This window comes from Polyangium jinanense, assembly GCF_028435265.1.
In the GTDB taxonomy this organism is placed as follows: domain Bacteria; phylum Myxococcota_A; class Polyangia; order Polyangiales; family Polyangiaceae; genus Polyangium; species Polyangium jinanense.
Window position 1 is genome coordinate 109,947 of sequence record NZ_JAGTJK010000019.1, and the last position, 20,432, is coordinate 130,378.

At 69.2% G+C, this 20,432-nt stretch carries 20 protein-coding genes; 5 read left to right on the forward strand and 15 right to left on the reverse strand.

Features of this window, described 5'->3' with window-relative positions:
* Positions 1 to 32: 32 nt before the first annotated feature.
* Complete coding sequence (locus KEG38_RS29255; RefSeq protein WP_272423172.1) at positions 33 to 1,496, reverse strand: chorismate-binding protein; 1,464 nt, start codon at positions 1,494 to 1,496, stop codon at positions 33 to 35.
* An 81-nt stretch (positions 1,497 to 1,577) separates the two neighbouring features.
* On the opposite strand from KEG38_RS29255, the gene KEG38_RS29260 reads away from it, so the two are divergent.
* Complete coding sequence (locus tag KEG38_RS29260) at positions 1,578 to 2,951, forward strand: hypothetical protein (protein WP_272423173.1); 1,374 nt, start codon at positions 1,578 to 1,580, stop codon at positions 2,949 to 2,951.
* 8 nt (positions 2,952 to 2,959) lie between these two features.
* On the opposite strand, the gene KEG38_RS29265 is transcribed toward KEG38_RS29260, so the two are convergent.
* A complete protein-coding gene (locus tag KEG38_RS29265; protein ID WP_272423175.1) occupies positions 2,960 to 3,862 on the reverse strand; it encodes a nucleotidyltransferase family protein in 903 nt (300 codons plus the stop codon).
* 117 nt (positions 3,863 to 3,979) lie between these two features.
* On the opposite strand from KEG38_RS29265, the gene KEG38_RS29270 reads away from it, so the two are divergent.
* On the forward strand, positions 3,980 to 4,477 hold the full coding sequence (locus KEG38_RS29270) for a hypothetical protein (protein WP_272423177.1): 498 nt from the start codon (positions 3,980 to 3,982) through the stop codon (positions 4,475 to 4,477).
* 1 nt (position 4,478) lies between these two features.
* On the opposite strand, the gene KEG38_RS29275 is transcribed toward KEG38_RS29270, so the two are convergent.
* The 6 genes from KEG38_RS29275 to KEG38_RS29300 form a co-directional block, all read right to left on the reverse strand.
* A complete protein-coding gene (locus KEG38_RS29275) occupies positions 4,479 to 5,576 on the reverse strand; it encodes a hypothetical protein (RefSeq protein WP_272423179.1) in 1,098 nt (365 codons plus the stop codon).
* Positions 5,577 to 5,793: 217 nt separating this feature from the next.
* Entirely contained in the window at positions 5,794 to 6,447 is a 654-nt protein-coding gene (locus KEG38_RS29280; protein ID WP_272423181.1) for a DUF72 domain-containing protein, read from the reverse strand.
* Positions 6,448 to 6,918: 471 nt separating this feature from the next.
* Positions 6,919 to 7,434 (reverse strand): hypothetical protein, encoded by a 516-nt coding sequence (locus tag KEG38_RS29285; RefSeq protein WP_272423182.1) that lies wholly within the window; start codon positions 7,432 to 7,434, stop codon positions 6,919 to 6,921.
* Positions 7,431 to 8,762, reverse strand: a complete 1,332-nt coding sequence (locus tag KEG38_RS29290; protein ID WP_272423184.1) for a ribonuclease H-like domain-containing protein — start codon at positions 8,760 to 8,762, stop codon at positions 7,431 to 7,433. The genes KEG38_RS29285 and KEG38_RS29290 overlap by 4 nt, the downstream gene beginning before the upstream one ends.
* A 427-nt stretch (positions 8,763 to 9,189) precedes the next feature.
* Positions 9,190 to 10,002 (reverse strand): SAM-dependent methyltransferase, encoded by an 813-nt coding sequence (locus KEG38_RS29295; protein WP_272423186.1) that lies wholly within the window; start codon positions 10,000 to 10,002, stop codon positions 9,190 to 9,192.
* Positions 10,003 to 10,021: 19 nt separating this feature from the next.
* Positions 10,022 to 10,864 carry a helix-turn-helix domain-containing protein gene (locus KEG38_RS29300; RefSeq protein WP_272423187.1) on the reverse strand — a complete coding sequence of 281 codons (843 nt, stop codon included), beginning with the start codon at positions 10,862 to 10,864 and terminating at the stop codon, positions 10,022 to 10,024.
* Positions 10,865 to 10,973: 109 nt separating this feature from the next.
* Between KEG38_RS29300 and KEG38_RS29305 the strand changes: the two genes are divergently transcribed.
* Positions 10,974 to 11,480, forward strand: a complete 507-nt coding sequence (locus KEG38_RS29305; protein ID WP_272423189.1) for a J domain-containing protein — start codon at positions 10,974 to 10,976, stop codon at positions 11,478 to 11,480.
* Positions 11,481 to 11,843: 363 nt separating this feature from the next.
* Here KEG38_RS29305 and coaE read toward each other — a convergent pair whose 3' ends face one another.
* Genes coaE through KEG38_RS29335 form a run of 6 tightly spaced genes read right to left on the reverse strand, consistent with a single transcriptional unit; the run spans position 11,844 to position 18,203 of the window.
* Entirely contained in the window at positions 11,844 to 12,458 is a 615-nt protein-coding gene (coaE, locus tag KEG38_RS29310; RefSeq protein ID WP_272423191.1) for a dephospho-CoA kinase, read from the reverse strand.
* Position 12,459: 1 nt separating this feature from the next.
* The gene (locus tag KEG38_RS29315) at positions 12,460 to 13,029 is read right to left on the reverse strand and encodes an NUDIX domain-containing protein (RefSeq protein ID WP_272423193.1); all 570 of its coding nucleotides are present in this window, start codon (positions 13,027 to 13,029) and stop codon (positions 12,460 to 12,462) included.
* Positions 13,026 to 13,676 carry a cysteine hydrolase family protein gene (locus KEG38_RS29320; protein WP_272423194.1) on the reverse strand — a complete coding sequence of 217 codons (651 nt, stop codon included), beginning with the start codon at positions 13,674 to 13,676 and terminating at the stop codon, positions 13,026 to 13,028. The genes KEG38_RS29315 and KEG38_RS29320 overlap by 4 nt, the downstream gene beginning before the upstream one ends.
* 12 nt (positions 13,677 to 13,688) lie before the next feature.
* Positions 13,689 to 15,074 (reverse strand): nicotinate phosphoribosyltransferase, encoded by a 1,386-nt coding sequence (locus tag KEG38_RS29325; RefSeq protein ID WP_272423196.1) that lies wholly within the window; start codon positions 15,072 to 15,074, stop codon positions 13,689 to 13,691.
* A gap of 31 nt (positions 15,075 to 15,105) precedes the next feature.
* Complete coding sequence (locus KEG38_RS29330) at positions 15,106 to 16,455, reverse strand: cation:proton antiporter (protein WP_272423198.1); 1,350 nt, start codon at positions 16,453 to 16,455, stop codon at positions 15,106 to 15,108.
* Positions 16,437 to 18,203: a glycoside hydrolase family 15 protein gene (locus KEG38_RS29335; RefSeq protein WP_272423199.1), complete on the reverse strand. Its 1,767-nt coding sequence runs from the start codon at positions 18,201 to 18,203 to the stop codon at positions 16,437 to 16,439. Before KEG38_RS29335 ends, KEG38_RS29330 begins: the two co-directional genes overlap by 19 nt.
* Positions 18,204 to 18,415: 212 nt before the next feature.
* Here KEG38_RS29335 and KEG38_RS29340 point away from each other — a divergent pair, with 212 nt between their 5' ends.
* Together KEG38_RS29340 and KEG38_RS29345 are read left to right on the forward strand one after the other, a co-directional pair.
* Positions 18,416 to 18,910, forward strand: a complete 495-nt coding sequence (locus KEG38_RS29340) for a MarR family winged helix-turn-helix transcriptional regulator (RefSeq protein WP_272423200.1) — start codon at positions 18,416 to 18,418, stop codon at positions 18,908 to 18,910.
* Positions 18,911 to 18,915: 5 nt separating this feature from the next.
* Positions 18,916 to 19,302, forward strand: a complete 387-nt coding sequence (locus tag KEG38_RS29345) for a hypothetical protein (RefSeq protein ID WP_272423201.1) — start codon at positions 18,916 to 18,918, stop codon at positions 19,300 to 19,302.
* Between the two features lie 319 nt (positions 19,303 to 19,621).
* On the opposite strand, the gene KEG38_RS29350 is transcribed toward KEG38_RS29345, so the two are convergent.
* Positions 19,622 to 20,236 (reverse strand): type II toxin-antitoxin system RatA family toxin, encoded by a 615-nt coding sequence (locus KEG38_RS29350; RefSeq protein ID WP_272423203.1) that lies wholly within the window; start codon positions 20,234 to 20,236, stop codon positions 19,622 to 19,624.
* Positions 20,237 to 20,432: the final 196 nt, after the last annotated feature.

Here is a 20,432-nt window from a genome sequence, read left to right on the forward strand (position 1 = left end):
TCTGTCAACACATAGTCTTACATCGGCGTACATCAGGATGCCACGAAGGCCCGATTTGCCGCTTTTTCGAGTTGCAGGGCCTTCCAGCGGGTCTCTTCGAGCTCGCGGACGGGGTCGGAGTCGGCGACGATGCCGCCGCCGGTGAAGTATTCACCCTCACGGCCCTGGAGCACGACGGTGCGGATGGCCATGGCGAGGATGACGCTGCCGTCGTGGGCGACGTGGCCGAAACCGCCGGTGTAAAGGCCGCGGCGGGCGCTTTCGAGGCGCGCGATGACCTCCATGGCGCGGACTTTGGGCGCGCCGGTGACGCTGCCGCTCGGGACCATGGCGGAGAGCACGTCGTGCCGGGTCGCGCCGGGTCGGGTCCACGCCCCGAGCAGGGCCTCGCGGTGGTGGATGGTTCTGTGCGTCACCACACCGGGCCCGTGGAGGACCTGGACCGATCCGACGGCTGCGATGCGACCGAGATCGTTACGTTCCACATCCACGATCATCGTTAGTTCGGCGTTTTCCTTGGGATCTTGGTCGAGTTCCTGGACGAGCGCGGCGTCCTCGCGGGCGTCTTTTCCGCGCGGTCGCGTACCCTTGATGGGACACGTGAACAATCGGCCGAAAGAGACCGAATTCAGGATGGCCCTCTGCCGGGGATCCCCTCCCCGATCCGGCCGATTTCGACCCTTTCGCAGGTTCGACATGAAGGGTTGCATTCCATCTGCTGGAAACTCCATGCCTCCGGGAGAATGCCTCGTTTGGGCGTCGAGCAGAAGCTCCGGTGAGGTGGACACCACAGCTAATTCACGGTCGAGGTGCAGGCACGCGGCGAACGGAGACGGCGCGGCGGCGCTCAGGCGGCGGTGCAGATCGAGCGGCTCGCCACGCACGAGCGACACGAGGAGCCGTCGCGCCAGGTTGACCTGGTAGAGCTCCCCCCGGGCAATCAGCTCCTTGGCGGCGAGGATCCGTTCCAGATGAAGCCGCGTCGGCTCCGCGTCCGCGACCTCGACGGCGAACGGCCCCCGCCCCGCTGGTGCAGGCGTCGAGAGCAGGCGCCGCGCGAGCGCCTCGACGTGGTCGTGCGTGACGCCCACCGCAAACACCCGCCCCTCGGCATGGTCCACGACGACGACGGCCGGATACCGGAGCCAGAGCGGTCGTTCGAGCATCGCCCGCGGTCGGCGATCGCCCTCCCGGGGTGTCCATCTGGGACGTTCGAGGTGCCGGTGTCCCTCGTAGGGCAAGACGCCGATCCAGCGGGGCACGGACCGAAAGGTGCCCGTCGCGCCGCCGAGCGGAAAATCGGAGTCGTCGGCGAGCGGATCGAGGGCGCTCGACTGGCGGTCGGGATCACACGCGATGTACGAGAACCGCGCGTAGGGGCCGGGGGTGCGGTCGGCGGCGTGGAGCAGGGCGAGGCGGTCCGCGCCGGCGGCGCGCAGTCGATCGGCGAGGGCGATCGGATCGGGCGCGAGGGGGAGCTGTCGACCGACGAGCACGGCGAGATCCTGCTAGCACGGGGCGCGCCTTTCGCGGCGGCGAGATGAAAAGCAGCCGCGCTCGGGCTACGCTCGCGCCGCGTGAGCGCTCGAATGGACCAGCGCGCTGGGTGGCTCGTGGCCGCGGCGCTCCTCGGGAGCGGATGCAGCGAGGAGCCGCTCGAGCGGACGTTGCAGATCGTGACGGGCCACGAGACGGACACGTTCTCGGCCGCGCCCGCCGTGACGAAGATCCGGATCGAGGCGAAGACCGCGACCGGGACGACGTTCGCCGCGGAGACGACGCCCGGCGGGACGTTTGATCTCGGCGAGGTGCCCGAAGACGAGCCGCTCGGGGTCGAAGTGACGGGGACCACGGCCGAAGGGGCGACGGTCGTGCGAGGTCGGTCGCTGACGGGGCTCGTGCCCGGCGCGTTCGTGAATGACGTGCCGGTGTTCGTGCAACGCGTGGGCAAGTGGGCGCGGCCGCCGGGGGAGCTCCTGCGGGCGCACGTGGACGCGCCGGGGGCCGTGCTCGGCGAGCAGTTCCTGGTGACGACGGGCGGGAGCGCGGCGGCGGGTGTGGACGGCGCGGCCGACGTGCGGCTCGGGGATTTTTACGATCTGCTCGGCTGGGGGCCGGCCGTGATGGACGCGTTTCCGCTCACGGCGCGGACGATCGTGGGACGGCCGGGCGGGATGATGCTCGTCGGGGAGACGGGCGCGAGCGCGGTGGGCGGGAGCGGAACGTACGCGGTGGCGTGGCCGGAGAGCGCGGGCTCGTTCGCCGACGTGGCCGGAGGGCTCGTGGTGGAGTCGCCGTCCGGCACGAGTTACGTGGTGGGGGCGACGCGGGCGGAGACGGCGACGGACGAGGTGCTCGTGGTGAGCTCGGCGGGCGCGCTGTCGGTGCTGCGTCTGTCGGCGGCGCGGAAGGGCGCGGCCGCGGCGTGGGCGCCGGGCGTGGGGCTCGTGGTGGCCTCCGGAAGCGCGAGCGCGGCGGGGTTCGAGGTGCTGCCGGAGGGCGGGACGGCGTTCGTGCAAAGGGACATGCCGGCGGACGCGACGGAGGGCGCGGCGGCGGTGGTGGCGGGCGACGGGAAGATGGCGCTCGTCGGCGGGATCGATGCGGCCGGAGCGGCGGCGAAGGTGCGGACGTGGAGCCCGAGCTGCACGTCCGGATGCGCAACCGAGGAGGTTTCGGGCGCGACGCTGCCCGTGGGGCTCACGCGGTCGCAGGCGTTTTCGCTGGGCGGATCGCGGATGATCGTGATCGGGCACGAGGCCTCGACGGAAAAACGCGTGCGGGTGTTCGTGATCGATCGGAGCGTGCCGACGGTGGAAGAGCGGCCGCTGCGGGAGCCACGATCGGGCGCGACGGTGGTGGCCGCGCCGAACGGGACGCTTTCGATCCTGGGCGGCGTGCTCGAGGACGGCTCGCCCGCGCTGCACGTGGAGACGTTTTTCCCGGACTGAAGGACGCCTCAGACGCGGACGATCGTGCCGCTCCCGAGCACGATCGCGCGCGCGAGCGGCGCCTCGAACGTCGCGCCGGGCCAGGCCACGACCTCGCGGACCTCGCCCTGCCCTCGCACGGTGACGCCGTCGCCGAGGACACTCGTCACGACGGAGACCGCGGGATCGACGTGCACGTCACGACCCACGAAGGAGCCGTGTGTCGCGATCCAGCGGAGGTTCTCTTCGAGGTAGGTCGTCGCGGTTCCGAGATCTGAAAAACCCCCGCCGATCGGAAAGGACGCGACCCGAGCGCCTTCCCGCATCGCCGGCAGATACACGTCGCCGACGAGACAGCCCTCCGCGGGCAACCGCGCGCGCGCCCGCTCGCCGACGATCTGCACGCCCACGAAATCCGCGCCGCGCACCTCTTCCCCAAACCGCTCCCCGCGCAGCCGCACGACCGATCCATCCGCGCCGATCCCGGCCGTCCCCTCCCCGATCCGCGCCTCCGTCGGATGCCGCCATGCCACGGCCAGCGTCGCCAGCGCGCCCGCCGCCACGGCCTTCGCGTGCGCCGCTCCGAGCGCCGCGACATCCACCTCCGCGAGGATGTCCCCGTTCCACACGAGCACGTCCCCTGGCCCGAGCGCGGCCGCGGCGCCGGCCACGCCGCCCGCGGTGCCAAGGATCTTCGGCTCGTGCACGACGCCCGCGTCGAGCGGCAGCGCGCCGAGGATCCGCGCGTCGAAACGATCGGCGAGGTGATGCGTGTTCAGCACGGCGCGACGCACGCCGCCACGCGCGAGCCGCTCGGCGATGTGCGCGAGCAGCGGTCGATCGCCGACCCACACGAGCGGCTTGGGGAGCTCGTCGGTGATCGGCCGCAAACGCGTGCCGAGGCCGGCGCAGAGGATCATCGCGGTCGTCATGGTCAAACGGCTCGATCAGCGCCCTGGACGGCCAGACGTTTCCGTCGGGACGGCGCTTCGGCGCGTAGCTTTGCCGAAAGCTCGACGCATGGCCAAGAGCCATGCTACCCGACCGCCGTGCGCCTGCGCCTCGGACCCCGCCACCTCCTCGCCGCCGCCCTCGGCCTGCTCGCCGGCAGCGTCGCCAGCGCGTGCGGCTCGAACGCCGTGGGGATCGACGCGTGCCGGGAGATCGAGACGGCCCGGTGCGAAGCCACGCAGGCCTGCGGCGCCACCGAGGCCGAGGCGACGTTCTGCATCGACCTCTACCGCGATCAATGCCTGCACGGCATCCAGAACGACGTCGAGCCCAGCGCGGACGCCACGGCCCTCTGCGTCGAGGCCGTGCGCGCCGTGGCCGGCTGCGCGCGCGCAGGCGCCGCGACCATGGCCGACTGCCCCGCCGAGCCGCTCGTCGCCTCCGCGGATCCCGCCGCGATCGCGCCGTGCCTCGTGATCACGCGCAAGCCCGAGCAACTCGCCGACTGCGCGTTCGTCGTGAAGCCCGCGGACGCGGGCACGACGACGCCCGCCACGACCGACGCGGGCGACGCGGGCGACGCCGCGACCGATTGAGTCAGGGATTCGGCGGCGGCGGACAGCCGAACATCTGGAACGACGCGATCGGATCGGTCTCGGGCGGGCAGCCCATCGTGTCGGGGTTCGGATCTTTCGGCATGCCGAGCAGCGCGGGATCGGCATCGAAGCCGGCCGCGAACGAGACCGCATTGCAAGGCTTGTTCGGCTCGGGCGGGCCGGTCTGCACATCGAGGCCGCGGCAGAACGCGTCCTGCGTCGCGCCCCAGAAGATGTTGTCGGTGCAGAACGGCGCCCCCGTATCGTCGCGGAAGCTCTGCACCATGCGGAAGAGCTCGAGCTGCGGGATACGGCCGGCGATGAGCCCGTCGCGGAGCACCCAGCGGCCGAAGTCGTCCTTCTGGATCTTCGCGGTGATCGTGCCGGAGGACAGGTTGATGTGCAGCCGCGTGTTGCCGCCAGCGACCGCGATCCCGCCCGTCGGCGCCGAGATCACGAGCGTGCCGTCGGTGACGTAGGCGTCGTTGTCGAAGTACTTCGGCAGCCCGTTCTCGAGCGTGCTCGTCGAGATCGGCCAGGCGTCGTTGCCATCCCACACCGGCGTCGCCGCGGTCCCCTCGCTCCCGTACCAGGCGACGCGCACCTTCGAGTCGTCGAGCTGGCCGTTGTAGTTGCTGACGTGGAAGACGATGCCCCAGTTGCCGAGCTCGGCGAACTGGCTGTACCGCTCGGACAGGTCCTGCACCTGCAAGGCAAGCTCGACGAGGTTGAACAGCGCAGGCATCTGGTTGTCCCGCCCCATCGCCTTGTCGCAGCTCAGCTTCTCCGGCTGTCCCGCGGGCGGGATGCACGACCGCTCCTCGCCCTGGCAGCTACAAAACCGGTCGAGATCGAGCCCGAGATCACCGCCGTCCTTGTCGGTCTTCAGCCGGAGGACGCGGAGCGCCACGACGAACTCTTCCTCAGGCTCCGCATCATTCGGCGGCGTCGGCGCGGGAGGTCCCGGCACCGAGGCATGGCCGCAGAGCTCCGCGGGTTCAGGCGGAGGCGTGAACTTCTCGAAGCCTTCGAGAGCACAACTCGACGCCAGCACCACGGTCGGCGCGAGCATGAACAAGCAAGCCAGCCAGGCGCGCACGATGACAGCCTAACGCAAGCCCCCGCCCGCGAGAAGCGGCCCCCCCGCTAGAACATCGATCGGTTTGCAACCGCTCGATGTTCTAGCTCTCTTGTCCCGAGGGGGACGCCTCGCGTCCCCCTCTCGTCCGGGCAAAGCCCGGACGATTCACCCCCCGAGGGAAGATCGCTTCGCGATCTTCCGAGCATCGAACCGGTCGATGCTCTAGGCGCGAACTTTACAGCTTCAAAGCCTTCTTGAAGCGCTTCGCATCCGCAAACATGTCGACGTTCGTGAACACGTACGTCGCATCCTTGTGATGCCTGCCGCCACGGGCAATGTCGGCGAGTTTTTCGATCGCCGGGTCCTCGTACCGCGACTTGTGCCCCGCGGGCCCATGCAGCCGGTAGTAACCCGTCGGCAGCTTCGAGAGGCCCGAGACCAACGGATCCCGCGCCGCGAGCGCGCCAACCTCCTGCGTGAGCTCGTCACACTCGTCCGGGTCCCACCCAGGCGCAGGCTCATAGACGACGCGGTCGAAGCGCGAGCGCACGGCCTGGAGGAACTCGCGAAGCATGCTCTTGTTCGTCTTGCTAGGCGCAAACTCAGGCGGCGCCACGAAGACCGCCGTCTTCGCCTCGAGCTCCTCCGCGACGCCCTCGAGACCCTTCAGCGCCGTCTCGATGACCTTGCCGTCCCGGAACCCCTCCTGCCCGACCTCGCGCGGACCAAGCAACGCGAACCGAAACCCCTCCGGTGCCTCACGCCGCCACCGCCGGATGGTCCCAGGGCCAGGCATGGACATGTGGGTCTCCTGAACCTCCACGAACATGAATTCGCGGAAGTACCGCGTCGCTGGGACGGGAAAGCCGGCGCAGCCGACGGTAATCATCACCCCCCACGGTAGCGTACGCGTCGCTGTTTGTCATTGCTGGAGAAAGGCCCCGCCCCGAAGAGGGCGCACACGGGTCTGGAGCAGTGGGCAAACCTCCACGCGGAGGCGGAAGCGGGGCGTTGCCCCGCACCCCAGCAGGGGGTTGTCCACCCCCTGCACCCCGGACCAGGCACGGCCTGGACCGAGGGCGGAGAAACTGCGCGATGCGCAGTTTCTCCGACGGGCCTGTGGCAAGACCACGAGCGGCGTTGCCAGCCGAGGCGGCGGCGCGACTCGGCTCAAGCAGACACGCAGCGCTGCGGTCTTGACTGGCAAGACCATCGCCGGTCTTGACCCTGGCCCGTTCGATGAACTGCGCATCGCGCAGTTCATCGACCCCGAGTCCAGCGCTTGCGCTGGTCCGGGTCCAGGGGTGGACAACCCCTGGTCGGGTCCGGGGTGAAACCCCGGCGCCACGCTGTGGCAGCACTACTCCAGCGCCCGGCGCACGAGCAGCGCGCCGAGACGCTCGGCTGCGCGGCGGAGGGCTTCCTCGCGGGTTGCGTGGAATGCTGTGGGGTCGTCGTCTCGGGCGGCGAATTCGCGCACGGTGATGTCGGGGCCGAGGCGTTCGGGGGGGGCGTCCTTTGTGCGACGCATGAAGGCGCGGCCGCGGAGTGTGAGTGTCACGGAGCGTGCGAGGGGGGGGCCGTCGCGGGTGGCGACGCCTGGTGCGGCGCCGCCTTCTTCAACGCGTACGAGTTCGACGACGAGGGCTGGGCATCGTGCGTCGGTGTGTGGGGCACAGGATGCGAGGAGGCCTGTGGCGGCGAGCTCGGCGCGCGCGCCGGCGAGGACGCCCTCCTCGGCGACGGCGGATGCGACAACTCCGGGTGCGGGTACGACGGCGAGTGGCCCTGCGGGATCTGCTTCGGCGCCCACGACCCGATAGCCACAGCTTGGCGCTACGAGGAGCGCTGCGAGCGCTACGAGGAGCCTCTTCACGGCTGCTTCTCGATCTTTCGCCGGAGCCGTGCGCGCCGCTTCTCTGTGGCTGCTTCTGCTTCGCCGGTTCCACGGTCGACGAGCGCGAGGGCTGCGGCGAAGGATTTTACGTGGTGCTCGTAGAGCTTTGCGAGCTCGAGCCGTACCGAGGGATCGTCGACTTCCTCGGCGAGCGCTTCGTAATCGAGCAGCGCGCGTGCCTTGTCTCCGCGTGCTTTTGCGATGTCGCCGCGTGTCCGTTTTGCGAGTGCGCCGCCGCCTCGCTTGACGGCGGCTTCTGCCGTCTCGGCTGCGCGATCGAGCTCGCCTGCGCGACGCAGCGTCTTGGCCACGCCGGCGAGATCTGCGCCGGGCAGCCCGCCGTGCATGGGCTCGCCGTAGAGACCTACGAGGGCCACCATCGACAGCACGTCGTGCTCGTTGTGCGTCACCACGCCGGAGAGCGCGCCTTCGTCCGACGTGCGTAGATAGTGCATGTAACAGGCGACCACGTCTGCGCCGCCGACGTCGCCTACGCGTTCGCGCCCGAGCACCTCGCTCTCGATGGCGGCGAGTGTGCGGCTCTTCAGCCGGTGCCCGTGGATGCGACGCGCGACGTGTACGAGGTCGAGGTGGGGCAGCTCTCGGGGCGGCGGCATGCGGTTCATCACGAAGCGCGCGCGGAGCAGCGGCATGTCGAATGCTTTGCCGTTGAACGTGACGATCATCGAGGCCTCGTCGAGCCTGCGCGCGAGGAGCTCCAGGATTGGCCCTTCCTCGCCGAGCCGCCGGAGTAGCGCTTGCTCCAGGATGAATGCGCCTTGGGCTTCGTCGTAAAACGACATCCCGAGCAGAAAGGCGACTGTGCCCGTGCCGCCCTGGAGCCCCGTGGTCTCGGTGTCGATGAAGAGCGCGCGCCGCGCGTTGCAGGTCGCGAGCGCGGGATCGAGCGCGAGCAGTGAGAGCAAGCCTGGCTCGGCGTCCCGCGCGGCGACGAGCGGGGCCCGACCGACACGCGCGGCGGGCGGGGTGCGGTCGCGACGCACGTAGAGTGGACCACGTGTCGTGTGCTCGACGAAAAATGGAAGCTCGGTACGTGTGGGATCGGGCCGCGGCGCGGTGGGCGCGGCTTTGCCGATGATGCGGGCGATCCGATCGCGGAGCTCGTCGAGCGACGGTTTTGACTTCAGCGCGGCCGCGGCGTTCTCGGGGACGGGAACGGGCTCGGGGGCGGGAGCGGCGGCGGAAGCGGGAGCGGAAGCGGCGGCGGGCGCGGGCGCGGCTGCTGACGCAGGCGCGGCGCCGGGCATCGGCGGCAAGCGGGCGAGCTTGGATGCGAATGAGGCCATGCGCTCCCGGGGGCAGGCTGCCACGACCAACACTGAACATCAAGACAGGGTTCGGGGGCGCTCGCGAGAGACGACCTCCGTCGCGTGCAGGTCATTCCCCCATCGCCATGGTCGCGACTTCCGCCTCGGGCCAGTCGTTCCCCCATCGCCATGGTCGCGACTTCCGCCTCGGGCCAGTCGTTCCCCCATCGCCATGGTCGCGACTTCCGCCTCGGGGTGAGGGCTACCCCATCGCCATGGTCGCGACTTCCGCCTCGGGGTGAGGGCTACCCCATCGCCATGGTCGCGACTTCCGCCTCGGGCCGGTCGTTACCCCATCGCCATGGTCGCGACTGCCGCCTCGGGCCGGTCGTTACCCCATCGCCATGGTCGCGACTGCCGCCTCGGGCCGGTCGGTTTTGCGCACCCAAAGAAGCCGCCGTAGCCCTCAGCCTTTGCGAGCTTCGACGAGGTAGCCGCGCGGGACGCCCTGCACGTGCGGCGGCGTGGCGGGAAAGGGCCAGCGACCCCACGCGTTGCCGATCACGCTCGCGTCTGTGATCTCGGTCTGGAAGCCATGCGCGGCAGCGAGCGAAGCGGGGTCGTCGGTCGCGAAGATCCATGGCGCACCGAGCTCGCGCATGTAGCGGAGCACGGACTCGCGCATGACCGAGAGGAGCGCTTCGCCGACGACGTCGTAGAGCAAGACCGAGCCTCGGGCCGAGAGGCGACCGATCCGCTCGAAGAGGCCATGCACGACGCTCGCCTCGAGATACTGCAAGAGCCCTTCGGCGAGCCAGGCCGTGGGCGCGTTCGGATCGAAGCCCGCAGCGAGGAGCACGGCGGGCCAGTCGTCGGCGAGATTCACGGCGAGCGCATGCCGCTCACAACGAGGCTCCGCCGCGGAGAGCCCACGCGCCTTGGCCTCGATCATCGCGCGTTGATCGAGCTCGAACAGCCGCGCGTGACTGCGGAAGGGCAAACGATACGCGCGCGCGTCCATGCCGGCAGCGAGGATCACGAACTGCGTGATGCCTGCATCTTGCGCCCGCAAGAGAGCCTCATCGTAGTAGCGCGTGCGCACTTCGATGATCGGGATGGAAGCGCCGCTGGCGGCGCGGTAGTCGCGCAGCGCGGCGCGTCCGGCCTCGCCTGCGAGGTCGTGCGCGAACGGGTCTTCGAAGAGGCGATCGCTGCGGATGGATTCCTCGGCGCGCATGGCGGCGACGAGCAGAGCGGTGGTCTCGACGGGATGGTCCATGGCGCGGACCGTGCCGCGCTCAGGCCGTGGGATCTTGGATATTTTTGCCGCGCAGGGGCACGTGGTTCGGGCGTGCGCATTCGCGAGCGAGATACGCGCGCGGGCTCATGCCGGTGAACGCGCGGAAGTCGCGGTTGTAGTGCGCCTGGTCGAAGTAGCCGTGCTCGGCGGCAATCTCGGCTCCGCGCGTGTCGCGCGCGCTTTCCAGACGCCGCAGGGCCGCCTGGAAGCGTCGCACGCGCCAGTAAGCCTTCGGCGCGAGCCCAACCTGGTCGCGAAAGCGCGCGATGAGCTGACGCGGCGATAGGCCAGTGCGCGCATTGACTTGCGCCACGCTCTCGAGCCACGGGTCCTCGAAGGCGCGCAGCGCTTCAGCGACGGCGGGATGACGCTGGAGCGGTCTCCGCGCGCGCTCGCGCAAGCAAGCCTCGAGGATCGCGAACCGTCGTGTTGGCGTGGCCGCCTCGGCGAGTCGTTCGCGCAGATCACGCGCGCTCGGGCCCCAGAGCGCCTCGAGCGGAACCTGCGTGCCTTCGAGATCGCCAGCCGGAACGCCAAGAAAAGGAAACGCGCCGCCAGGCCTGAAGTGCACGCCCATGACGGTAGTTCGTGGTTTCGGGCCGATGGTGACGAAGCCGGCGGCAGCGCCGCTGAGCACGATGCCCGGAAACGGCCCGAGCGGAGTCACGGCATCCACCGCGAAGAACTCGAGGCAGTCGGCATCGAGGTTGATGATGAGATCAAGACTGCCAGAGGGAAGAGCGCGTTCGCGGTCCGCAGGCGCAGGATCGCCGTCGTAATGCCACAAGCAGTCGACGAACGCGCCGAGCGGAGGTCCAGGTCGGTAGATCGAAGACGGCACGAGGGAAAGCGTGGGCTTCGCGAAGACGCGGCGTCAACGAGCTCGCCTGGGCCCCCACTCCCGCGTGACAGCCCGCCGCTTCGCAGCCATCCTTCGCGCCGAAGTCCTCATGTCCGGCGTCGTCTCCATCACCACCACCAAGCGTCGCCGCTACCTCTGGTGCGCATGGTGGACAGGCGAGCCCACGCGCACGCCCTTCCGCAAGCCCGACGCCTCCTCCGGCGGCGCCAAGACCCTCGAAGAAGCGCACAAGCAAGCCGAGCGCGCCGCCGGCCGTCCCCTCCGCGAGATCGAAGCAGTCTGGGCGCGCGCCTGGATCCGCGTGCAAGCAGGTCAGCCGCCCTGGGTGGAGACCAAAGAACGCACCCGCCGCGAAGAACCACCGCCCGAAGATTCACGACAGAAACGTCGCAAATTCATCCCCTCCGTCGCCGATCCCAACGTCTGTCCATTCGAAGTCCTCGGCCTGCCAAAGTCCGCCTCCCCCGACGACATCCGTCGCGCCTTCCGGCGCCTCGCACTCGAAACGCACCCCGATCGAGGCGGCAACGCAACCGCCTTCATCCGCGTCACCTGGGCCCGCGACGAAGCCACGCTCCGCGCAAAGCGCGCATAGGCGAGCGCCGCGCCGGGGCGCTGCCCCGGACCCCGCGGGGGCTGTCCGCCCCTCGACCCGGACCAGGGCAAGCCCTGGACCTCAGGTGGAAAAACTGCGCTCCGCGCAGTTTTTCCAGCAGGCCGGTGGCAAGACCACGAGGGTCGTCTCACGCGGCGACGGGCGTTGCCCATCGAGCCGTCAGCGTCGCTGCCTTGGCTGGCAAGGTCGTCGCCTGTCTTGCCACTGGCTGTTCGATGAACTGCGCATCGCGCAGTTCATCGACCCCGAGTCCAGCGCTTGCGCTGGTCCGGGTCCAGGGGTGGACAACCCCTGGTCGGGGTCCGGGGTGAAACCCCGGCGCGGCGCGGCGCGACGCTCCTCTCAGCTCTCGGCTGCCTTTGCGCGGATCGCGGTGAGCACCTCGTCGGCGCGCTGGAGTGTTTCCTCCATCGTGCCGCTCGTGTCGATGACGTAGTCGGCGACCTTCACCTTCTCTGCGACTGGCATTTGCGCGCGGATTCGCGCGCGGGCGGCCTTCTCGTCGACTCCGTCGCGCTCCATCGTGCGCTTGACTTGCAGCTCTTCGGGTGCGGTCACCACGACGAGTGGGCGAAATGCGTCTTGCATGCCGTTTTCCACGAGCAGCGTCGCTTCGTAACATGCGAGGGGCTCGCCGCGCTCCGCGAGCTCTTGCGCGAGCATCATCGTCCGCGCCCCGATGCGCGGGTGCAGGATCCGGTTCAGCGCGCGGCGCTTCTCCTCGTCGCCGAACACGATCACTCCGAGCTTGCCTCGATCGAGCGTGCCATCGGCCCGAAGCACGCCTTCGCCGAAGAGCTTTACGATTTCTGTGAGCCCGCTCGTCCCCGGTGCGACGGCCTGACGCGCCACCACGTCCGCGTCGATCACCTGCACGCCTTGCTCGCGGAAGCGTGCTGCGACCGTGCTCTTGCCGCACGCGATTCCGCCCGTCAGGCCGAAAAATACGAAGGGCATTTCATCCTCGCGAGAGCGCGGTCTCGACCGCTCGCTGCGCCTCTTCTCCCGACATGGGTTGACCAAAGAGCATCGGCCCCAGCATGTCCGAGCTTGCCTCGAGCCGCGCGATTGCCCGCGCCAGCATCTCGTCGTGATCGAATGCGAGCGGGCCTGCCTCCTCGCCGTCGGCCGTGAGCTTCACACGACCTCGCTCGTCCAGACCGATCGAGAAGAACTTCGCCGCGCGCGCGTCGTCGCCGCCCTTCGCCTCGCCGCGCCGGTCGGCGGGGAGAATCGCGACGTGCGCGACGCTCACGACCCAGCCGCGTGGATCACGGCCCGGCCGCGAGAACACGCCGAGTTCGACCATAGGCAAATCTTGAATGCCCGTCTCCTCCAAAAGCTCGCGCGCTGCGCTCTCGCGCACCGTCTCCGAGGGCTCGCAGAATCCGCCGGGGATGGCCCATCGCCCTGCGAATGGATCCTTGCCGCGCTGGATGAGCAGCACGGAGACGCGACCTTCGTCATCGAGCGAGAACGTGACGACGTCCGCCGTCAAGCTCGGCTTCGGGTACTCCTTGTCGCTCACCGCATCACCTGGGACGACGTGGCGAGTTTCACGCCGGCGTTCGTCATTTCGTCGAGTGCTCGCGCGACGCCATCCGGCGTGATGCCCGCGCTCGCATCGGTCACCAGCGTCGTCGCATATCCACGCTCCGCGAGCCCGAGCGCCGCGGCGCGCACGCAGTAGTCCGTGGCCACGCCGAAGACGACGAACGAGAGCGGCTCGTCGTACCGAGCGGCGAGCGCCTTCACGAATGGATCCGCGAGCGGATTCACGAAGAGGCTGTAGACCTCCTTCTCGAAGTACACGCCCTGCGTGTCGCCGCGGACGACCTCGTCCACGATCGGCGCGATCGGCGCGTCTGCGACGTTCGGCACGAACCGGAAGTGCGGCGGCAGCGTGCCGTCGACCTTCAGCCAGCCCGGCGTGCCCTTCACGCAATGATCCGGGAAGTTCGGCTTCTCCCCGTTCGGACCCGTGCCGCTGGTGGAGGCGAACTCCCACGCATCCCAGGCGTGCGAGTCGACCGATCCGAGGATCGGGATGTGATGGGCGACCGCGTACGCGACGAGCTTGCGCATCGCGTCGGTCGGCGATCCCTTCACGTAAAGTGAGCCGCTCGGCTCGCAGAAATCGTTCTGCACATCCACGTCGACGAAGATCGTCCGCATGATCCTTCCCTCCTACGTCGCGGCCCCCACGACCCGGGCGCGTACATCTTCCACGAGCTCGAGCAGACGCGTGGAAGGCACGGCACGATACGGCTCGTCCGTGCGCTCCGTGGGCGGCGGCGCCTCGTCGAGCACGTGGAGCGCCTCCGGCAAACGCGCTAGCTCCCGCGCGACCCGCGCACGCACCACGTCGAGCCCCTCGGCCGGCTCGGTGCGCGCTCCGTTCTTCATGCGCGGCACGAGCAGCGCCTCGGGCTGGCCTTCACCAAGCCTGCGCGGATCCTCGTCCGCGAGCGCGATCACGTCACGCGCGAGCACGCCCGCGCCGTCGACGAAGCGGTAGACCTGGTGCGGCCCGGGGAACGTGGCCTTGCCCTCGGAGAACTTGCAGATCGGGATGACCTTCCCGTCCTGTTCGATCTCGACGAGCTTGTAGACGCCGCCGAGCGCGGGCGAGTCGATGCTCGCCACGAGATCCGTGCCCACGCCGTACAGATCGATCGGCGCGCCCGCGCGGCGCAGCGCTTCGATCTTGTATTCGTTGAGATCCCCCGACGCGACGATCTTCGCCGACGTACACCCGGCCGCGTCGAGGATGGGACGCACCGCGCGCGAGAGCGCGAGCAGATCGCCCGAGTCGAGCCGCACGCCCTTCAGCTTGTCCTTGGCGATGCGCGCCGCGCGCTCGGCTCCGCGAAGCGTGTCGTACGTGTCGATGAGCAGGATCGACGCGTTCGGGAACGTCGCGACGTAGTTCTCGAACGCCTCCTCCTCCGTCGCGTGCGCCATCGTCCAGATGTGCGCGGCCGTGCCCATGACGGGGATGCCGAAGCGCTTGCCCGCCTCCACGTTCGACGTGCCCACGAACCCCGCGGCGTACGCGCTGAGTGCCGCGTCGATGGCCGCCTCCGGGTGCGTGCGCCGCGTGCCGAACTCGATCACACCCGCGCTGCCCGCCGCGCGCACCACGCGCGCCGCCTTGGACCCGATCATCGTCGCGTGGTTCACCACCGAGAGCAGGAACGTCTCGACGATCTGCGCCTCGATGATCGGCGCCGAGATCCGCACGAGCGGCTCGTTCGCGAACACCACCGTGCCCTCACGGACGGCCGAGACGTCGCCGCGGAACCGGAAGCGCCGGAGGTACTCGACGAACGGCTCCGTCATCGCATCGCGCAGCGCCGGGAGATCCCGCAGGTAGCGGATCTCGTCCTCGGTGAAGGAGAGGTTCTCGAGGTAACCGAGCAGCCGCTCGATCCCCATGGCGAGGAGGTATCGACGCCTGCGCGGCAAGCGGCGCACGAACATCTCGCACGTCGCACGCCTGTCTTGCATGCCGCGGTGGAAGTACCCCGCGGCCATCGTCAACTGGTAGAGGTCGGTGCGCAGCGCGTCCACAGATCGTTGTTACGAGCACCGCACCGCTAGGTCAATGCGCGTCGGGGATCGGTGGCTTCGGCGCCTTCGCGGCCCGCCGGGAGAGGCTCCACTTGAGCGCGGGCGGCGTGACCATCGTGGTGACGATGACCATCGCCACGACGGCCGAGAAGACCGCGCCGTCGATCACGGGCTTGCCGCCCACGGTGAGCGACTGGCCGATGCTCGCGAAGATGAGCCCGACCTCGCCACGCGGGATCATGCCGATCCCGATGCTCAGCCGATCGACCCCCTTGCCCACACCGAGCGAGCACGCCTGCTTGCCGACGATCGCCGCGACCGTGAGCGCCGCCGCGAGCAGCGGCACGCCCGGCTGCGCGAAGGCGCCGAGGTTCGTGCGCATGCCCATGAGCACGAAGAAGATCGGCACGAGGAACGACGAGATCGGCTGAAGGAGGTGTTCGAGGGTCGACTCTCCGCGCGTGGTGAAATCGCGGAAGTGCATGTCCTCGAGCACGAGGCCCGCGGCGAACGCGCCCACGATCGGGGCGAGGCCGAGGAGGCCCGCGATCCACGCGAAGAGGAAGCAGAACGCGAGCCCGAGGGCGAGCAAGACGCCGCGGGCGCGCAGGCGTGAGGCGATGGGGAAGAGGCGCCGCGAGAGCTTCGCGCCGATCACGAGCGAGCCGACGAGGAACACGAGGGCCTTGCCGAAGACGATCCCGATCTCGCCGTAGCTCATCGAGCCGCCGCGATCGGCCGCGCCGAGGATGCCCGTGACGACCGCGAGGATCACGAGCCCGAGCACGTCGTCGATGACGGCCGCGCCGAGGATGATGCGCGCCTCCGGGCTCTGCGATTCTTTCAGATCCTGCAGCACGCGCGCGGTGATGCCGACGCTCGTCGCGGTGAGCGTGGCGCCGAGGAAGGCGTGCACGTACGGACTCGCGCCGGGCAGGATCCACGCGCCGAAAAGCCAGCCGAGCGCGAAGGGCGCAACGACGCCGAGCGTGGCCACGAAGAAGCTCGTGACGCCCACCTCGAGCATCTGCGCGACCGTCGATTCGAGCCCGACCTCGAAGAGGAGCACGAGCACGCCGAGCCGCGAGAGCATGTCGATGCTCGCGTCCGTCTTGATCGGCTCGAACCCCGAAAACCCGAGCAGCCCGAGGTTGCCGAGCAAGACGCCGAAGACGAGCTCGCCGAGCACGGCCGGCTGCCCGATCCGAACCGCGAGATCCCCTCCGAGCTTGGCCGCGGCGAGGATCACCGCGAGGTAGAGGACGACGGCGCCGATCGGATCGGCATGCGCGCTCCCCTCCGCGCCGAAGGCGATCGAAGGCAGGAACGCGCCGAACAGGAGGGCGAGGAGGAGACTTCTTCTTAGAGGATGTCGGACCACGGCGGGGAGGACGCGAACGCCGCGTGGATGAGGCCCACGTGGGAGTAGGCTTGGGGGAAATTACCCCACATCCGCAGATTGCGGGTCTCGTAATCCTCCGAGAGCAAGCCGACCGGCGAGAGCGCGGATCGCGCGCGATCGAGCACCTCGCGCGCCTCGGCCTTGCGGCCCACGGCCGCGAGCGCCTCGCAGAGCCAGAAGGTGCAGATGATGAACGCGACGCTCGTCTCGCCGAACTCGTCGCCGCGATAACGCATGAGCCAGCCGCCCTGCGAGAGGCGATCACGGATCGCGTCGATCGTGCCGTGCAGGCGAGGATCGTTCGGCGGCAAGAAGCGCAAGGGCGCCATCTGGAGGAGCGCCGCGTCGAGCTCCTCGCCGCCGTAGCTCGATACGAACGAGTTCAGATCCGGGCGCCAAGCCCTCTCCACGATCTCGGCGCGGATGCGCTCGGCCGCGGCGCGGTAATGGTTCGCCCGCGCGGGCCGGTGTCGCTCCGCGACGCGCGCCATGCGATCGGCGGCGCAAAAACACATGAGGCTCGAGAAGGTCTGCGGGCGCGCGTCCGAGCGGAACTCCCAGATCCCCGCGTCCGGCGTGCCCGCCACCTCGATCGCCTTCTGCGCGAGCCGCTCCAGCAGATCGAGCCCGTGCGTCGATCGTTCGGCCACGAAACGATCGTCGAGGAAGACGGGCGCGAGCGCGAGGACCATCTCCCCGAACACGTCGTGCTGGAGCTGCGTGGACGCCGCGTTGCCGACGCGCACCGGACCGTGCCCCTCGTAGCCGGGCCACGCGTCGAGGCTCGACTCTTCGAGGTCGGGCGTGCCGTCGACACGATAGAGCGGGCCGAGCGAGAGCGAAGGCGCGGCGGAGGCGGCGATGTTGAAGAGGTACTGGATGAACTGCTCGCGCTCCTCGAAGTGGCCGAGGAGCCGGAACGCCGCGAGCGCGTAGTACGCGTCGCGCAGCCAGCAGTAACGATAGTCCCAGTTGCGGCCGCTGCCCGGTGCCTCGGGGATGCTCGTCGTCATGGCCGCGACGATCGCGCCCGTGTCCTCGAAACAATGCAGCTTGAGCGCGAGCGCCGAGCGGATGACCTCCTGCTGGAAGAGCGGCGGGATGTCGCAGTGCATGACCCAGCGCTCCCAGTAGCGCTGCGTCTGCCCGAGGAAATGCTCGCAGGCCGTGGGGAGCGACTCCTCGAGCGGCGGCCCCCACGCGAGCACGAGGTGCTTCCTGCCCGTGAGCGCGAACGGGATGTCGGTCACGTACGAGAGCGGGATGTCCGTCGTGAGGCGCAGCGGGGCGGCGAAGCCCTCGTAGCGAATGTGGTTCGAACCGACGAGGCGACCGGGGGCGCCCTTGCCCCAGCCAAGCCGCGGCTCGCAGCGGACGCGCACGCGCGGCATGCCCGAGATCGGCTCGACGATCCGCACGATCATGGTCGGCCGGAAGAACCGATCGTTCTGGAAGTAACGCGGCGCGAAGTCGAGCACCCGGAAGGCGCCAGAGGACGACCGGAAGGTCGTCTCGAGGATGTTTGTGTTCGGAAGGTATCGCTGTACCCCCGGCTCACCACCCGCCGGGCCCACCGTGAAGACCCCCCCGCCCTGCTCGTCGAGCAGCGAGGAGAAAACCGGTTCGGCGTCGAAGCGCGGCAGGCAACACCACACGATCGACCCCATGCGGTCTATCAGCGCGGAATATTGGCAATTTCCGATGACGGCAAGGTCCTCGAGTCGCACCAGGGGAGGATGGCCTAGCTGTCGTTGCCGCTCAAAAGAAAAACCGTCGGAGCAAAAAACGATCGTCCGTGGGGAACCTCGACGCGTTTCGTTCCGACGGGTCGTCTGGCGCCGCCGCGCGGTCTCAGCGCGGTGCACCCTTCGACGATCTCGATCGACGGGGCGAGGTGGGCTAGCGTGGCTCGCTCGGCGGAAAGGGAATCGGCTCGGTCATGAGCGCAGCACCCAGCGAAAAGAGCGAAAAGAAGAAGCAGAAGGCGGACAAGTCCGAGAAGCTCGGCGAGGTCCTGGATTTCATGCGCCTGCTCTGGGCCGTTGATCACGCCCTGCAGTCGATGTCGAAGCGCATGGAGGCGTCGCTCGGCGTCACGGGGCCGCAACGCCTCGTGATCCGGATCGTGGGGCGCTTCCCGGGGATCTCCGCAGGCGAGCTCGCGAGCGTGCTGCACATCCACCCGAGCACGCTCACGGGGATCCTGAAGCGTCTCGAGTCGCGCAGCATCATCGGCCGCAAGCCCGATCCGGACGACGCGCGTCGCGCGCTCTTCGAATTGACGGCGCGCGGGCGCGAGCTCGACGGTCTGAAGATCGGTACGGTGGAGGCCATCGTGCGGCGCTCGCTGGCGAAGCTCCCGCCGCGAAAGGTCTCCTCGGCGCGCGACGTGCTCGGCTCGCTCGCGCTCGCTCTCCTCGAAGAGAAAGAGTAGGCCGCATGCGAGAGCTCCGCGTCGCGATCGTCCTCTCGATGCTGCTCGCCGCGTGCGGCGGGGACGATCTGGATCTGACGCCCCTGCCCAACGACGGGAAGTTCCGCCCGCCAGCGAGCGGCGAACGCACGACCGAGGCCGACGCATGCAACACGCTCGTCGACGCCCACAGCGATCGAATGATCGCGCTCGGATGCGTGGGCTCGTCACGCACGTGCCCGGGCTTTTTGCGCGCGGAGTTCAGCGCCGAGTGTCTGCAGTACGACAAGGGCAGCGTCGACGGATGCCTGGAGTTCTACGCGTCGAAGACGACCTGCCAGGACCTCGTCCCAGCGCTCGAGGGCTGCGTGATCACGGCCTACGAGGGCACGACGCCGGCCGGTTGTCCGTAGCAGGACGAGTCCCTCACCCCTAAAACCGCCGCGCCGGGGCGCTGCCCCGGGCCCCGCGGGGGCTGTTCGCCCCTCGACCCGAACCAGGGCAAGCCCTGGACTGTTCGTGGAAGAACTGCGCGATGCGCAGTTCTTCCCACAGGCCCGTTGCCGGTTGAGATGTCAGCGCTGCTGTCTTGGCTGGCAGGGGCCCGTTCGATGAACTGCGCATCGCGCAGTTCATCGACCCCGAGTCCAGCGCTTGCGCTGGTCCGGGTCCAGGGGTGGACAACCCCTGGTGGGGCCTGGGGCAACGCCCCAGCGCAGCGCCTCCAAGCGTTCAGCGTTTTCCCTCCACGAACGATCGCATCGCGTGGACGCCCTGGCTCGCGCCCTTTAGGTTCTCCGTGTTGAGCAAGCTCGTGGGCAGCGGCAGACGCGGCAAGAGGAAGACCTCGAGCTCGAGCTCGGTGTGCGCTTCGTCGATCGCGCGCAGACGCCACACCGCGTGGAAGTCCTTCACGTTGCCCTCGAGCATCGAGACGTCGTAGGTCTCGACGCCCCCCGCCGTGGCCACGAATTTGCGAACGGCCATCCGCGCCCAGAAGCGCACGGCTCCGTGCAGCGCTGTGACCTCCATGTAGATCTCGCGATCGCCGCTCTTCGTGCGACCGAGGATCTTGGAGCGGCTGTAATGCGGCATGAACCGCGCGTAGTCGCCGAACGCGAGCACCCGCGCGCGCACGGCGTCGATCGGCGCGGCGACGATCACCTTCGCGCGCCCTCGCACGAGATTGGATCCCGGGATCGGGACCGCCACCGTCGTCGGGTTTGCCGCCGCAGGCGCCGCTCCCCGCGCAGACTCCGCGCGCGCCTCCCCAACCCCGAGGACCCCCACGAGCCAAAGCGCCCCGATCCACCGCAAGCGCTCCCCGCCGCGCACTTGATGCTGCATGCGATCGATTGTGGTCCAACAAACACATTCACGCACATTTGTGGTGTGTAAACGGACGAGTTCGTTGCCAGCGTACGGCGTGGCCGAGAATGAGTAACACCGCATACTCGAACGAATCTTGGCCGGAGGTCCGAGCGAGGGATGCGGGCGTTTGACGACGCACGCGCCTCGCGGCGCCCTGGACAGCCGGCGCGTG

What these genes read in the sequence shown, in the direction of transcription:
- KEG38_RS29265 (WP_272423175.1), bottom strand. Translation starts at nt 3,862, where the DNA reads ATGACGACCGCGATGATCCTCTGCGCCGGCCTCGGCACGCGTTTGCGG.
- KEG38_RS29280 (WP_272423181.1), bottom strand. Translation starts at nt 6,447, where the DNA reads ATGATTACCGTCGGCTGCGCCGGCTTTCCCGTCCCAGCGACGCGGTAC.
- KEG38_RS29290 (WP_272423184.1), bottom strand. Translation starts at nt 8,762, where the DNA reads ATGGCCTCATTCGCATCCAAGCTCGCCCGCTTGCCGCCGATGCCCGGC.
- KEG38_RS29295 (WP_272423186.1), bottom strand. Translation starts at nt 10,002, where the DNA reads ATGGACCATCCCGTCGAGACCACCGCTCTGCTCGTCGCCGCCATGCGC.
- KEG38_RS29305 (WP_272423189.1), top strand. Translation starts at nt 10,974, where the DNA reads ATGTCCGGCGTCGTCTCCATCACCACCACCAAGCGTCGCCGCTACCTC.
- coaE (WP_272423191.1), bottom strand. Translation starts at nt 12,458, where the DNA reads ATGCCCTTCGTATTTTTCGGCCTGACGGGCGGAATCGCGTGCGGCAAG.
- KEG38_RS29320 (WP_272423194.1), bottom strand. Translation starts at nt 13,676, where the DNA reads ATGCGGACGATCTTCGTCGACGTGGATGTGCAGAACGATTTCTGCGAG.
- KEG38_RS29340 (WP_272423200.1), top strand. Translation starts at nt 18,416, where the DNA reads ATGAGCGCAGCACCCAGCGAAAAGAGCGAAAAGAAGAAGCAGAAGGCG.
- KEG38_RS29345 (WP_272423201.1), top strand. Translation starts at nt 18,916, where the DNA reads ATGCGAGAGCTCCGCGTCGCGATCGTCCTCTCGATGCTGCTCGCCGCG.
- KEG38_RS29350 (WP_272423203.1), bottom strand. Translation starts at nt 20,236, where the DNA reads ATGCAGCATCAAGTGCGCGGCGGGGAGCGCTTGCGGTGGATCGGGGCG.